Source organism: Neobacillus sp. BF23-41, from assembly GCF_041106275.1.
The window spans coordinates 22,564-36,420 of the sequence record NZ_JBGBPR010000014.1 but is presented as its reverse complement, the minus strand read 5'-3'; the positions used below and the strand labels follow the sequence as shown (position 1 = coordinate 36,420).

The following is a 13,857-nucleotide window of genomic DNA, read 5'->3' as shown; positions in this document are numbered from 1 at the left end:
AAGGATCTGCAAATGAATCACAGATCCTTCAACTATCATTAGTGGCCTAAACCAATATCATCCACATGCTTCACATGTTTATTATTAACCCAAATAAAAAGGACCGAAACGATGACAAACCCCGCACCAACAAGAAATGGAACACTTGGATTATAAATTTCGGCAAGTTTTCCGGCAGTAAAGGGAGCAATCGCACCTCCAATAAAACGGAGGAAGCTGTATGCAGCAGATGCTGTTGAACGCTCAACCGGGGCTGCATTCATCACAGCTGTGGTGATCAGGGTATTGTTATTGCCTAATAATGCACCTGCTAGAATAACAGCGGCGATTAACACCCATTGTGTCGACGTCCACATCCCCATAACGACTAAAAGGAGAGCAAACAAAATTAACATAATACACATTGATTTTATGGTTCCAAACCATTCGGTAAGTTTTGGCGCCATAAAAACAGAGGTGACAGCCAGTAAGATTCCCCATCCAAGGAATACGTAGCCTAGACCGTGTTCATCTAAGCCCATGACAAATGGTGCATAAGCCAGCAAGGTGAAGAAGCCAAAGTTGTAGAGTGCGGCTGCAATACCGAAAACTAAAAGTGAACGATGCTTTAATGCGCGGAACGGATCCAATAAAGAAGTTCGAGCTATTTTAACATTTGCAGTAGTTGATTTTGGCATCAGGATAAAGAGGCCAATAAAGGCAATTACCATTAAAGTAGCAACCCCAAGAAACGGCCCCCGCCATGACATAGCGCCAAGCCAACCGCCTAGCAGAGGTCCCACTGAAATTCCAAGACCGATTGCTGCTTCATACAAAATAATCGCTTTTGCCGTCCCACTATTTGAAAGCGACACGATCGCGGATAAAGCTGTAGCCACAAACAGTGCATTTCCAAGGCCCCAGCCGCCTCTAAGCCCAACAAGTGTCCAAATCCCGTTTGAAAATCCGCCAAGTGCCGAGAATACTGCAATGATCACGATTCCAGTAAGTAATGTCCATTTGATGCCAAGCCTTGACGATATCACCCCAGTAATAAGCATGGCAACCGCCATAACTGCATTATAGCTAGTGAAAAGTAGAGTTACTTCACTATGTGAGGCTTTTAATTGTTCGGCGATTGCCGGCAAAATAGGATCAACAAGACCCAATCCCATGAACGCGATAATACTTGCAAAAAATACAGCCCAAACTGCTTTTGGTTGACTAAGTAGACTTACCTTACCAGTTGTTGCTGCTGATATCTGTCGTGGTGCTGATATATTAGTTTCTGTTGTTGATGACATTTAACTTCCCCCTAATGTTTTATTTTTCCTGAGGCACCGTGTTCGATAATAAAGTGTTAGAGTAATGACTTAAAGGAATTCCTGATAACATCCCCACGGCTAATGATTCCGACTAATACCCCATTTCGCTCAACTGGAACTTTTTTAATTTGTTTTTTTCCTAAAATTGCAGAAATGTTTTCAAGTTCCTCATCCCAAGAAACTTTATAAACCTTTCTTTTGGCAATTTCCATAACATTTAAACTCAATATTCGCTGTTCTCTTTCTTCAAAACTCTCTTCATCCATTTTTATTACAAAAGCATAGTAGAAATTGTCAACCACTCTGTCTTCATGCTTGCCTATATAACGCAGTATGTCCCCGTCACTTACGAATGCAACAATTTCGTTTCTGTCGTTGACAACTGGAAGGCCGCTGATACGATAGTCAATAAATTTTTCAATAACAGACTGAACAGTATCACTTTCCATTACTTTCTGCACTTGGGTAATCATGATATCGTGGGCTTTCATAATCTCCTCCTATTGTTAGTTTCCATCTTTTTGATTTAGTTGTATGATGAAAGTATATAATTGTATTATACAACAAATTTCCACTACGTCAATAGTGATTTTGCGATGGCGGCAGGCTGTGATTACTAATGATAATGCGAGTATGTTATCATAATTATTATGAGGAAATAAGGTTGACAGTGAGGTAAGAAATAAATGGATGAACATACTTTAGAAATGATCGAACTTGAACTAGCGATTATGATTCGCCGAACTACTTCAATTTCGAATAATAAAAAATTCGGGAATCTTGATAGATCAGCCTATTTAATCCTTCATCGCATCAAAACGAAGGGTGCAGCAGGGGTTAAAGTTATAGCGGAGGAATTTAAATTAGATATATCTACCATCAGCAGGCAGGCAGCGGGTTTAGAGCATAAAGGTTATTTGTACAGAATTCCCGATCCATTGGATGGGAGAGCATATTCCCTACAATTAACAGAGCAGGGGACAAAGGAATTATTCGATTATAAACAGGCACGTTTAAAGAGAATTGCCGAACTTTTGGAAGATTGGTCTGATGAGGAACGTGAAGTATTCGGAGTACTTTTGGAAAAATTCAATCGGGCCTTTAATTAATATTTGATTATAAAACGAAAAAAAGAGTAAGATTCTAGTTTATAGAAAATAGAGGTAATCCAAAAAGTTGTGATAAACAATTTTTGGATCAACCTCTTTTTTATATCGGGCCTTAAGCGGCGATAAAAGCTCTATAAAACTCTCAAAAGGAAGTTCGTATGCAGGGATTTTTTTAAAAAAGTGTAACATTAATAAAGCAATTTCAGCTATATCTGTAAAAAGAGAGACATTGGTTGATTAAACTGGTATTATTTTTGTGTGAAAAAATTTTAATATCGACTGTTTACTATAAAGGGTGGGAGACAAATTATCATGGACACTAAAAGAATTGAACAAGACTTCTTAGGCAAAAAAGAGATCCCTGTAGATGCATATTATGGGATTCAAACATTAAGGGCAGTTGAAAATTTTCCAATTACAGGTTATCGAATTCATGAGGAGTTAATAATCGCCCTCGCGATGGTTAAAAAAGCGGCTGCAATTGCCAATATGAATACGAAGAGGCTGTATAGTGGACTTGGCAACGTTATTAGCCAAGCAGCTGATGAAATAATTGAAGGTAAATGGAACAATCAGTTTATCGTTGACCCGATCCAAGGTGGAGCAGGGACATCAATGAATATGAACGCTAATGAAGTGATTGCCAACCGTGCACTAGAGTTACTTGGTCATGAAAAAGGTGCTTATATGCATTTAAGTCCCAATACACATGTGAATATGTCGCAATCAACGAATGATGTATTTCCTACAGCTATTCATATAGCAACACTCAGGTTACTTGAAAAATTGCTAGAGACTATGCAGGATATGCTTAAGGTCTTTAAGGATAAAGCTAAGCAATTTGAAAACGTTATCAAAATGGGTCGAACCCATCTTCAGGATGCAGTTCCAATTCGATTAGGTCAGGAATTTGAGGCTTACTCCCGAGTGCTTGAACGGGATATTAAACGGGTCAATCTTTCTCGGGGGAATTTATATGAAGTGAACATGGGAGCAACAGCAGTAGGAACAGGATTAAATGCAGACCCAAAATATATAATAGATGTCGTCAAACAGCTTACAGAAATCAGTGGATTACCGTTGGTCAATGCAGAACATTTGGTTGATGCTACGCAAAATACGGATGCCTATACCGAAGTTTCAGCAGCATTAAAGGTGTGTATGATGAACATGTCAAAAATCGCCAATGACCTTCGGTTAATGGCATCAGGTCCTCGTGCTGGCCTTGCTGAGATTTCCCTTCCAGCCCGTCAGCCAGGATCTTCGATAATGCCTGGAAAAGTAAACCCTGTTATGCCGGAACTGATTAATCAAATTGCCTTTCAGGTGATTGGAAACGATCATACCATTTGTTTAGCTTCAGAAGCAGGCCAGCTTGAATTGAACGTCATGGAACCTGTATTAGTCTTTAACTTACTTCAATCTATTAGTATTATGAACAACGGATTCCGATCGTTTACGGATCATTGTCTTGTAGGGATTGAGGCTAATGAGGCTCGCTTAAAAGAGAATGTTGAAAAAAGCGTAGGTATTATTACAGCGGTTAATCCACACCTTGGCTATGAAGTGGCTGCGAGAATCGCAAGAGAAGCAACTATAACTGGCAAGTCTGTTCGTGAATTATGCCTGAAATATGATGTGCTAAGCGAAGAGGAATTAGATCTTATTTTGAATATATATGAAATGACCAAACCTGGAATCGCAGGTGCTGCTCTTTTAGATAGAGATTAAAGTTCATTTTACAAAGACTCGGTTATACTTGGGTGTTGATTTCCGCACCAGGCGCTTCGCTTTCCGCGGGCGGTCCGGGGAGCCTCCTCGGCGCTAAGCGCGCCTGCGGGGTCTCCCCTGCCCCGTCCTCCCGCAGGAGTCTACGCGCCTTCCGCTCCAATCAACTTGGCTATAAAATCAATAATAACCTTTAACACAGCCTTTACAAAAATATTATTCTTTTAAATAAGGAGTGCCTGACACCCGCTACATTACGTATTGAGTGTCAGGCACTATTTTTTTACTTTAATAGATCGCTCAATGGAACCAGTTGGTACCCTTGGGCTTTTAGCCATGGAATTACTTGATCAACAGCTTCCGGTGTGTTTATTCCACCGATATGCATGAGGATGATGTCACCGTTGCTTGCTCCAGTTTTAATCCGGGAGATGATTACCCCAGTAGCCGGCTGCTGCCAGTCTATCGTATCAAGTGACCACTGGATGCTGTACGGGTACCCAGCTTCGCCTGCTGTTTTAAGAGCGGATGAATTATATGATCCGAATGGAAAGCGAAAATACGGTTGGGGTGATTTTCCCGTTGCATTCTTGATTGCTTCTTCAGCTTTGATGATATCCTTTTTAAATGCACTAGCTGTCGTTTTTACTGCGTCCGGATGGGAATAAGAATGGTTACCTATATCATGTCCTTCATCGGCAATTCTTTTAGCGAGGTTTGGATATTTCACAACCCATTTACCGGTAAGGAAGAAGGTGGCTTTGACATTATGCTTTTTCAACACATCGAGTATCCCAATGCCCACTGCATCACTTCCGGCATCAAAGGTTAATGCGATTTTTTTCTGCTGGAGGCTGCCGTTTGAAATAATCACAGATGAAGCTGTTGTAGGTGGGGGATCCTGCTTTGGTGGATCTGCAGGTTGTGCCGGCTCTACACTCTTCCCATAAAGCTTCAATATTTGACCCACATAGATGACATCGGAAGGGAGACGGTTCCATTGCTTAATTTTTTCTACAGTCACATTTGCTCGTTTGGCGATGGAGAATAATGTATCGCCTTTAACGACCTTGTAGTCAACTGTGTTGTTATCACCCACAATAATTTGTTCGGGAGTAGTGGGGTTAGGTTGATTAGGTTCTTCTTTTGCTGGTTCCTCGGATGGAGGGTTTTCGATGTCGGGTGGATTTTCATTTCCTGAATCGGTTCCATTATTTTGTCCGGAACCTGAAGGTATCTCTGTTTTAGGAGAATCAACTGTTTTTCCACTTAAGGCAGGCAGGTTCCTGTCGTGAAAAAACAACAGGAAAACAACGCATAGCAAACAGATTGTTGCCAGAGTATAATAAATTCCTTTTCCTCTTGTTCGATGGGCATGAGAAATTACTCCTAAAACAAGAGATGCTGAAAATAAAAGAATGCTAATAAGTATTAAGATTTCTGTCATGGTAATTCCCCCTTTATTTTCGTTCTGACCAGGGTGCAGAAATCGTTTAGTACAAGGAATAATTTGGTGCTGAAGTCAAAGAGGGGACTAAAGTGGTATTGATATTTAATTGATTTCTGCTTTATTTATACCATATGAGGAAATGGGCTTAGTTGCCACGCACCTTTAAAAAAAGACTACGATTTATACAAACTTCATCTTGTTTATTATTTTTATATTATAATTTCCAACTTTTTTGCAGGAAATTGTAATTAAAAATGGAATAGAATAGGAGAGTCAGATGAAACAAAATTCAATGGGTATCGTCTAACTATTTATAAAAGGGCATAGAGCTATAAAAAAAGGGGTCAAGTAGGATAAAATGGCGAAGCATAATTGGGTAATTTCACTATTAGTAGCAGTTTGTTTAATAGGAACTGGATGTACGGAACAAACCGCAAAAGAAAAAGAGGCAAAGGCAGCAGAAGTGCAACAAAAGAGTGAAAAAGAGAAAAAATTACAAGAAGAAAAAAAACTGGCAGAAGCAAAGAAACGTGAAGAAGAACGAAAACGGGAAGAGGCAAGGCCTGTATATGTAAATATTATAGATCCGAACACGAAAGACAAGGTAAAAACTTTTAATACGAAGGATTTAGGGTATATAACTAATCCTGAAAATTATAAAGTTGAAATTGCAAAATTGACCAGAGAATTAGCGCGGGGATCTCAATCGACACCTGGGTACGATAAACGAATGGTTCTTGATAAGCTGGATGGAAATGGTCAGGTGATCAAAGGAACACCTCAAACAATCCTTGATGAAGAAGAATTGGCTGAAAAGATTATGCTGGTATCAGAAAAAGGCGGCGATGTAGAGATTCCTTTATATATTACTGCAAGTGGATATGAAAACGAAGACGCGGCCCATTTAGATGAAGTGGTAATTGCCTCATATACTACTTATTTTAATAGTGGTGTTGAGGGAAGAACGAAAAATATTGAACTATCAGCAGAAGCGATAAATAATGTAATCCTTGGAACGAATGATTATTTTTCATACAATACGACAGTTGGCCCGAGTGATGCGGAGCACGGGTACCAAAAAGCACAAGAGATTAATTACGGGAAATTAGTCGAGGGATATGGCGGAGGCATTTGCCAAACTTCTTCTACTTTGTATAATGCAATCGATCAAATAGCTGTAACTTATGTAGAAAAACATCATCATTCCTTAAAGGTCGGTTACGTGCCAAAAGGAAGAGATGCAACCGTATCCTATGGCGGCAAAGATTTTAGATTTCAAAATACATCTGGTGTACCTTTAATATTAAAGGCAATTGTAAGAAATGGGTCACTAACAGTAGAGGTAAGGACATCAACAGCCTTCCAAGACCAAGTAAAGAAAGGTATCTAACTAGTAAGAATGTGAAGTTTGCCACATGAAAAGATACCATTAAAGTCAGAAAGAATCCCTTCATTGAACCGAGAAAACGGATTTGATGAAGGGATTTTTTATGTTTATTTTTAATGGGTTACCGTTTTACAGTATTACCTCATTTCCTCCCAATCTGTATATTGACCACTGCCTTGGCATCCCGGGCATTCAAACGAATTAAAGTATGCAAATTCATTATAAGGGTACACGGTATAGCCTCGACCATAACAATCAGGACATTTGCCCTGGTCTTTCATATTCGAGACATGATTCTGGTATTTAGTCTCTTTCCACTGGTTAAAAGAGTTGAGTAGTCCCATTTTATTCACCTCATCTTTTTTCTTCTTAGTATGGAGAAAAAATGGAATTATTATGCTTGTATTATTTTATTGCAAATAGGGAAACGATTGAAATATACAATTTTCCATTTATCAAACTTCAATACTTTTCTATAATAATTTTATGTAAAAAAAGTCATTTTTGTGAGTGGTTTTACAATGAAAATAAAAAAAGTGGAAAGCATCATTGCTCTCCACCTTCATAAAATCGTATTCATCCTATTTCACTGTAATGTTTAATTTTTTCATTCGATACTGTAAACTTTGCCGACTTAGTCCAAGTAGTTGGGCTGACTTAGAAACATTAAAATTATTTTTAGCTAATACATGGTCAATATAAGATTTTTCAAATAACTCCATTTGTTGTTTTAAGGGAACAGCTATCTCTGCATTTTCTTTTATAAAGTTATCAACTGTAGAAAGAGGGATCATTCTTTCTTTCATCTGCATTTTGCTTCTATATTGGTAGGGTAAATGGGTGTACATGATCCATTCTTCATCGATCATAATATTCATAGCTGCTTCAATAATATGCTCAAGCTCACGAACATTGCCCAGCCAGTCATACTCAAAGAAAGACTGTTTAACTTCCTCTGACAAACCTTTTACATTCATCTGAAAAAGTTCATTGTATTTTTCAATAAAGTTTTGGACTAATAATGGTATATCTTCCTTGCGCTCTTTTAAGGGTGGGACAAAAATAGTTACGACGCCAAGCCGATAATATAAATCTTTACGCATCCGATTATTGGCAATAGCATCGATCGGATCTTCATTCATATTGGCAATAACCCGTACATCAACAGGTGTATCCTTCGTATCACCGATTCGCCGAATGGTCTTTTCCTGAAGAACACGAAGTAACTTTGCCTGAAGATTTAAATTTAATGAGTTAATCTCATCTAGCAAAAGTGTTCCACCATTTGCCTGTTCAAATAATCCCGGGGTATCGACAGCACCAGTGAAGGCACCACGCTTTGTCCCAAATAGGAGGCTTTCGATTAAATTATCAGGAAGGGCTGCACAGTTTTGAGAAATAAATGGTGCAGATAATCGCCCGCTCCCGTTGTGAATACTTTGGGCGAAAAGTTCTTTCCCGGTACCTGTATCTCCGACAATCAAAACATAGGAGGAAGTTCGGGTCGCACGTTTAGCTGATTCGATTACTTCCTTAATGGCACGGCTATTTCCGATGATTTTATCAAACGTGTATCGGGTCGATCCTTTATTCATATTGCCTTTAATTAATCGTTCTAGTTTTGTAACATCATTGGCAATTTCAACTGCTCCTTGGAGTTTTTCTTCCGAATAAATGGGGATAGTATTGTTTATTGTCGTAATTTCTCGACCTTTATTGTTAAAATAGGTTTGTTTTACGTTACTCGTTTCTTTTCCTTCGTGCAGCGCTTTTACAAGAGTACTTGATTGATCGTCTTTAAACATAAACACATCTAATAGGTTTTTATCAATAACGTCTTGAAGGTCCATCGATTCCATTTGCATCATTTTTTTATTATAAATAATCGTTTTTCCAGTTTCATCTACAGCATGGACACCAACATCCACCTCGTCCAAGATCCGTTTATACATTCGATTTACATAAAGTAAGTAATTGGCTGTTTGTTTTGTTTTCTCCATTGTGATTCATTCCCTTTGTTTTATCCCTTATGCACCTATTTAACCAAATAAAACGTAATAATGCAAAATAGTTTTGCAGTTTCATAGAGAAATCGTGGAAATTTGCAAAGAATATTGGCGTTTATCAGATTATTTCTCAATGTGGTAATTTTTGCTAGATAAATACTCTTTCCTTTTTTGTGGAAAAATTATTTTGGCGGTATAGGTGCAAAATATTTATTAATCATGCAAAAATATTTTGCCTATTTGTTCAAAAAATGCTCACAAATAGGCATATTAATTTTGGCATGAAACTTGCATTTTAATATTTTGAAATATAGCGATAATTTAGAAATTATTAGCTAATATTAGCTATTGAAAATAGGCTACTATTTCCGTATAATTTCTAATGCAAAAGGTTCTATTTTAAAGTTGCCATTTTAGGTAGAAAATTATCCTATTATTTCGTGTTAAAAGGGTTGAAAGCGCATTCTTGGAAAAGGGGGATATTTAATGAATTTGCAAGGAAATAATTCAAATCATGAATTAAAAAGAACGATGAAGACGAGACATTTATTTATGATCTCTTTAGGTGGGGTAATTGGATCAGGTCTTTTCTTAGGTTCCGGCTACACAATTAGCCAAGCAGGACCAACGGGTGCCATTCTTTCTTATATTGTCGGCGGCATGATCATGTTTTTAACCATGCTATGTCTCGGTGAATTATCTGTGGCCATGCCGGTATCTGGTTCATTTCAAACGTATACCACGAAATTTATTGGTCCTGGTACTGGATTTGCACTCGGATGGCTTTATTGGTTAGGCTGGTCTGTAACTGTAGCATTAGAGTTATTATCTGCCGGACAGCTTATGCAAAGATGGTTTCCTCATTCACCTATTTGGATTTGGTGTGCAATTTTTGCCATAGTATTATTTTCACTAAATGCACTTTCAGCACGCGCATTTGGCGAAACCGAATTTTGGTTTTCAAGTATTAAAATATTCGCTATCATCGCATTTATCGTTCTTGGTGGAGCGGCGATGTTTGGTTTAATTCACTTGAAAGGTGGACAACCAGCACCGTTTTTCTCTAATTTCACCGCACATGGTTTATTACCACATGGTTTTACTGCCTTAATTATTACAATGATTGCAGTTAACTTTTCGTTTCAGGGCACAGAATTAATCGGGATAGCTGCAGGTGAAAGTGAAGAACCTGAAAAGACCATTCCGAAATCGATTAAACAAACAGTTTGGAGAACGCTATTTTTCTTCGTTTTAGCGATATTTGTATTAGCCAGTTTAATTCCTATGAAACAAGCTGGAGTCGTGGAAAGTCCGTTTGTTGTCGTGTTTGATAGTATTGGAATTCCATATGCAGCAGACATTATGAACTTTGTTATTCTGACGGCGTTACTTTCTGTTGCAAACTCAGGACTGTATGCAGCAACACGAATGTTGTATGCCATGTCTAAAGAGAAAATGACTAGTCCTGCACTTGCAAAAGTAAATAAACAAGGAGTACCAATCAACGCGCTTGTTTTAACGATCGGGATCGCCTTATTATCCTTACTGTCAGGCTTCTTTGCCGAAGAAACAGTATTTGTTTGGCTGCTTTCCGTCGCAGGATTAGGTGCCCAGGTCGGTTGGATTTCAATCACAGCTTCACAAATTGCCTTTCGTAGAAAATTCATCCGCGAAGGCGGAAATGTAAAGGATCTTAAATTCAAAACGCCGCTTTATCCAGCTCTGCCAATCATTGCCTTAACCTTAAACGTTATTGTATTGGCAAGTTTAGCGTTTGATTCAGAACAGCGTTTGGCTCTGTATCTTGGGGTTCCGTTTGTAGCAGCCTGTTATTTAATTTATCATTTTAGAATTAAAAAGAACCGCGAACAAGATGGTGAAGGTGAACAAGAATTACAACTGCATGAAAATAAAAAAATGATAATTTAGTTTACCATGTTAAAACGCTTGAAAATGAGCTGCACCCGAATTGTTGGACACTAATCTAACAATAAGGGGTGCAGTTTTTTTCTGTTAATGGATAAGTTAAAGCAAACTTCAAATACTATTTATCGAGGTGACGAAGATGGGAAAATGGAATGAACAAGCTGCACCCAATAATAATAGTCCACGAAAGACAATCAAGCATGGAGAATTAGTTGGGAGTGAAGCAAAACTTGAGTTTTCAGAGGAATTATCTGATGGTGGAGAACGAGACCAAAACATTAAGGTTCTGAGAAATAACGGAAGAGTAAAATAGGATTCATTTTAGGTAGTGGTGATTAATAAATTACCACTATTTTTTTATAAGCTCTTTACAATACAATTCCTTTGTTATAGAATTTCTATGTACCTAATATATCTAGGTAGGTGATAAAATGTTTAACCGAGAATTAGTGAAAGGCAGTACTTCCTTAATCCTGCTTCAATTATTAAACGAACGGGATATGTATGGCTATGAATTAGTGAAAGAGCTTGAACAGCGCAGTGATAATGACTTAAGTGTTAAAGAAGGGACCCTGTATCCTGCACTTCACAAGCTTGAAAAGCAAGAGTACATTGAGTGTTATTGGCAGGAGCAGGAAAAGGGACCAGCACGAAAATATTACAAGATAACCACAGCTGGAAAGGAATTATTAGGTGAAAAAACACGTGAATGGCAGGACTTTGTTAAAGTGATGAACAAAGTGATAGGGAGATCGAAGCATGGAACGGCCGAAGAATAGGTTTCTTGAACAACTGGCAAAGGGGCTAGGGAACCAATTAGATAAAGAGGAGATTCTCCGTGAATATGCGTCACATATCGATGAAATTCTAATGGAATCGGAATGTCAGGATGAGGATACGGTTTTTGACCTGATAGTATCCCGGTTTGGTAGCCCGGAAGAAATTGTCCAAGTATGGAGAGAAGAGTTTTCTGTCACTCCAAGTAATATGAAATGGGTGTTTATCCTCTTAAATGTTCTTTTTTTCGGGGGAGGCAGTTTACTAACCTTGGCTCACAATATCTTTCAGTGGGAATGGCTTTCTGTTCTATGGAATCATTTAACCTCGATTCCAACCTTAATTGCTTTTTTGTATATGTTCTTTTGGGCCTTGTTAGGTTATGAAATCGGAAAGGGATTTGGGCATAATGGAAGAGTGCTCCTTAGAAAAACGTTTTTACTATCGCTTATGCCAAATTTGCTATTAATGGTCCTAACAGTTTTTCAGATTATTCCACATTCTTGGTTTGCTCCGTTATTAACCAAGACATTTATTATTGCTTGTATCATTTTTACCATCATTCTATACCCAGTCAGCTGGATTGGCTATCGTTGGGGGAGAAAAGCGTCGATATAAGCAGTTTTTTTTGCATAACTACCTAGTAAAACTATATATATAGAATTTCTATACAAAAGGGGGATGAAGATGGAAATGAAAATTACAAAATCTGATTGGATTTTTTTAATCTTATGTTTATTGCTTGGGATTTTAGGTGAAGAAGCTTTCTTTCGCAGTGAGGTAGGGATCTCCTATTTTGTGTTTATTTCAGCTTTTTACTCGGTATTTATTTGGCGCTACCGCCGCTTTCAATTTTCACATCAACGACTAGGTTACCTCATTCTTTGTTGTATTTGGCTGCTGTCAGCCAGTTATTTTTTAAATAATAACGTGCTATTTTATGCCTTAAATATACTGGTGATCCCTGGGTTAGTTATCTTTCATTTAGTGTTAATCACCAGTCCGAATAATTTTCAATGGAATAAACCAGCCTTGGTTACTTTTGTAATTACAAAGTTTATCCAAGCACTAAAATATAATGCTAGTTTCGCGGCATTATTTGGAAAGGGCTTTAAACAAGGTGTTAATGAGGACAAATTTGTAGTATGGAAAAAAATAATCCTGGGGATAGCGATTTCACTGCCAATCCTCTTTGTCGTCTTGAATTTACTAATTTCGGCAGATTCTCAGTTTGAGCAATTAATTGGCGGCATTCCACAATGGTTCCAAGTCATTACTGTTGAACGCGTCATGAGACTAATTGTTATGCTTATCTTAACCGCCGCATTCTTTGGATTTATGCAAATCCTATACAATCGACATATGAACGAAATAAAACAACAGTCAAATGAGCAACGGATTCAGATGGATGGAATTATCGCAATCACGGTACTTGTCATCATCAATGCCGTTTATCTTTTGTTTACAGTCGTACAATTCAGGTATTTTTTCAGCGGAACATTACAAGCGGATTTTACCTTTGCCGAATACGCTAGAAAAGGATTTTTCGAGCTCTTATTTGTGACACTCATCAATTTATCGATTACGGTAATCGTGTTAACCTTTGTTAATCGAGCAACAAGTTTCATGCGGAGAGCAACACAAATTATGTTGACCATCCTCGTCCTTGCGAGTTCCGTGATGCTCAGTTCCGCCTTCCTACGGTTAAGTATGTATGAAGAAGCGTATGGATTTACGTTCACTAGGGTGCTTGTGCATTCGTTTATGATTTTCCTAGTCGTCATCTTTACGTATACACTAGTGAAGATTTGGGTGGAGAAGCTGTCGTTATTTCACTTTTATTTTATTACTTCATTAATCTATTATACAGCGATTACAGTTATTGACTTGGATAAGATCGTCGTGAAAGAAAATATGAACCGTTACGAGGTGATCGGGAAGATTGATGTCCATTACCTTAATAACTTGTCATATAGAGGTGTTTTAGGATTAATTGACCTTTATGAAAAAGATAAGAATATACCTGAACTAAAAACAATATTACTAGAGAGAAAACAGGAAGCACTTGCTGAAAGCTTGCCGTGGCAATCGTATAATCTAAAACGAGAGCAGGCATTCTCGGAACTTAAGAAGTTGGATATAAAATAGTAAAAAGAAGACGATTCGGTGA

12 protein-coding genes are annotated in these 13,857 nt (G+C 38.0%); 8 read left to right on the top strand and 4 right to left on the bottom strand.

Going from position 1 to position 13,857, the window contains the following annotated elements; translation table 11 throughout:
- Positions 1 to 38: 38 nt before the first annotated feature.
- Positions 39 to 1,283 carry an MFS transporter gene (locus AB7942_RS19885; protein WP_369448208.1) on the bottom strand — a complete coding sequence of 415 codons (1,245 nt, stop codon included), beginning with the start codon at positions 1,281 to 1,283 and terminating at the stop codon, positions 39 to 41.
- A gap of 56 nt (positions 1,284 to 1,339) precedes the next feature.
- Positions 1,340 to 1,795, bottom strand: coding sequence for a CBS domain-containing protein (locus tag AB7942_RS19880; RefSeq protein ID WP_335440255.1), 456 nt, complete (start codon positions 1,793 to 1,795; stop codon positions 1,340 to 1,342).
- Positions 1,796 to 1,990: 195 nt separating this feature from the next.
- On the opposite strand from AB7942_RS19880, the gene AB7942_RS19875 reads away from it, so the two are divergent.
- Both AB7942_RS19875 and aspA read left to right on the top strand, forming a co-directional pair.
- Positions 1,991 to 2,413, top strand: a complete 423-nt coding sequence (locus AB7942_RS19875) for a MarR family winged helix-turn-helix transcriptional regulator (RefSeq protein ID WP_369448207.1) — start codon at positions 1,991 to 1,993, stop codon at positions 2,411 to 2,413.
- A gap of 312 nt (positions 2,414 to 2,725) precedes the next feature.
- The gene (gene aspA, locus AB7942_RS19870; protein ID WP_369448206.1) at positions 2,726 to 4,144 is read left to right on the top strand and encodes an aspartate ammonia-lyase; all 1,419 of its coding nucleotides are present in this window, start codon (positions 2,726 to 2,728) and stop codon (positions 4,142 to 4,144) included.
- Positions 4,145 to 4,424: 280 nt separating this feature from the next.
- Here aspA and AB7942_RS19865 read toward each other — a convergent pair whose 3' ends face one another.
- Positions 4,425 to 5,588, bottom strand: coding sequence for a polysaccharide deacetylase family protein (locus tag AB7942_RS19865; RefSeq protein WP_369448205.1), 1,164 nt, complete (start codon positions 5,586 to 5,588; stop codon positions 4,425 to 4,427).
- Between the two features lie 361 nt (positions 5,589 to 5,949).
- On the opposite strand from AB7942_RS19865, the gene AB7942_RS19860 reads away from it, so the two are divergent.
- On the top strand, positions 5,950 to 6,981 hold the full coding sequence (locus tag AB7942_RS19860) for a VanW family protein (RefSeq protein WP_369448204.1): 1,032 nt from the start codon (positions 5,950 to 5,952) through the stop codon (positions 6,979 to 6,981).
- Positions 6,982 to 7,559: 578 nt separating this feature from the next.
- Here the strand turns inward: AB7942_RS19860 and AB7942_RS19855 are convergent.
- A complete protein-coding gene (locus AB7942_RS19855) occupies positions 7,560 to 8,978 on the bottom strand; it encodes a sigma-54 interaction domain-containing protein (RefSeq protein ID WP_369448203.1) in 1,419 nt (472 codons plus the stop codon).
- Between the two features lie 492 nt (positions 8,979 to 9,470).
- Here AB7942_RS19855 and AB7942_RS19850 point away from each other — a divergent pair, with 492 nt between their 5' ends.
- From AB7942_RS19850 to AB7942_RS19830, 5 genes are all read left to right on the top strand, one after another.
- Positions 9,471 to 10,913 carry an amino acid permease gene (locus AB7942_RS19850; RefSeq protein WP_369448202.1) on the top strand — a complete coding sequence of 481 codons (1,443 nt, stop codon included), beginning with the start codon at positions 9,471 to 9,473 and terminating at the stop codon, positions 10,911 to 10,913.
- 136 nt (positions 10,914 to 11,049) lie between these two features.
- Positions 11,050 to 11,223: a hypothetical protein gene (locus tag AB7942_RS19845; protein ID WP_369448201.1), complete on the top strand. Its 174-nt coding sequence runs from the start codon at positions 11,050 to 11,052 to the stop codon at positions 11,221 to 11,223.
- Between the two features lie 118 nt (positions 11,224 to 11,341).
- The gene (locus AB7942_RS19840; protein WP_168243163.1) at positions 11,342 to 11,689 is read left to right on the top strand and encodes a PadR family transcriptional regulator; all 348 of its coding nucleotides are present in this window, start codon (positions 11,342 to 11,344) and stop codon (positions 11,687 to 11,689) included.
- Positions 11,670 to 12,305: an HAAS signaling domain-containing protein gene (locus AB7942_RS19835; RefSeq protein WP_369448200.1), complete on the top strand. Its 636-nt coding sequence runs from the start codon at positions 11,670 to 11,672 to the stop codon at positions 12,303 to 12,305. Before AB7942_RS19840 ends, AB7942_RS19835 begins: the two co-directional genes overlap by 20 nt.
- A 69-nt stretch (positions 12,306 to 12,374) precedes the next feature.
- Positions 12,375 to 13,835 (top strand): DUF4153 domain-containing protein, encoded by a 1,461-nt coding sequence (locus AB7942_RS19830; protein ID WP_369448199.1) that lies wholly within the window; start codon positions 12,375 to 12,377, stop codon positions 13,833 to 13,835.
- Positions 13,836 to 13,857 lie beyond the last annotated feature (22 nt).

Coding starts and splice junctions, on each gene's coding strand:
- AB7942_RS19885 (WP_369448208.1), bottom strand. CDS start 1,283: ATGTCATCAACAACAGAAACTAATATATCAGCACCACGACAGATATCA.
- AB7942_RS19875 (WP_369448207.1), top strand. CDS start 1,991: ATGGATGAACATACTTTAGAAATGATCGAACTTGAACTAGCGATTATG.
- AB7942_RS19855 (WP_369448203.1), bottom strand. CDS start 8,978: ATGGAGAAAACAAAACAAACAGCCAATTACTTACTTTATGTAAATCGA.
- AB7942_RS19830 (WP_369448199.1), top strand. CDS start 12,375: ATGGAAATGAAAATTACAAAATCTGATTGGATTTTTTTAATCTTATGT.
- AB7942_RS19880 (WP_335440255.1), bottom strand. CDS start 1,795: ATGAAAGCCCACGATATCATGATTACCCAAGTGCAGAAAGTAATGGAA.
- AB7942_RS19860 (WP_369448204.1), top strand. CDS start 5,950: ATGGCGAAGCATAATTGGGTAATTTCACTATTAGTAGCAGTTTGTTTA.
- AB7942_RS19835 (WP_369448200.1), top strand. CDS start 11,670: ATGGAACGGCCGAAGAATAGGTTTCTTGAACAACTGGCAAAGGGGCTA.
- AB7942_RS19865 (WP_369448205.1), bottom strand. CDS start 5,588: ATGACAGAAATCTTAATACTTATTAGCATTCTTTTATTTTCAGCATCT.
- AB7942_RS19850 (WP_369448202.1), top strand. CDS start 9,471: ATGAATTTGCAAGGAAATAATTCAAATCATGAATTAAAAAGAACGATG.
- aspA (WP_369448206.1), top strand. CDS start 2,726: ATGGACACTAAAAGAATTGAACAAGACTTCTTAGGCAAAAAAGAGATC.
- AB7942_RS19845 (WP_369448201.1), top strand. CDS start 11,050: ATGGGAAAATGGAATGAACAAGCTGCACCCAATAATAATAGTCCACGA.
- AB7942_RS19840 (WP_168243163.1), top strand. CDS start 11,342: ATGTTTAACCGAGAATTAGTGAAAGGCAGTACTTCCTTAATCCTGCTT.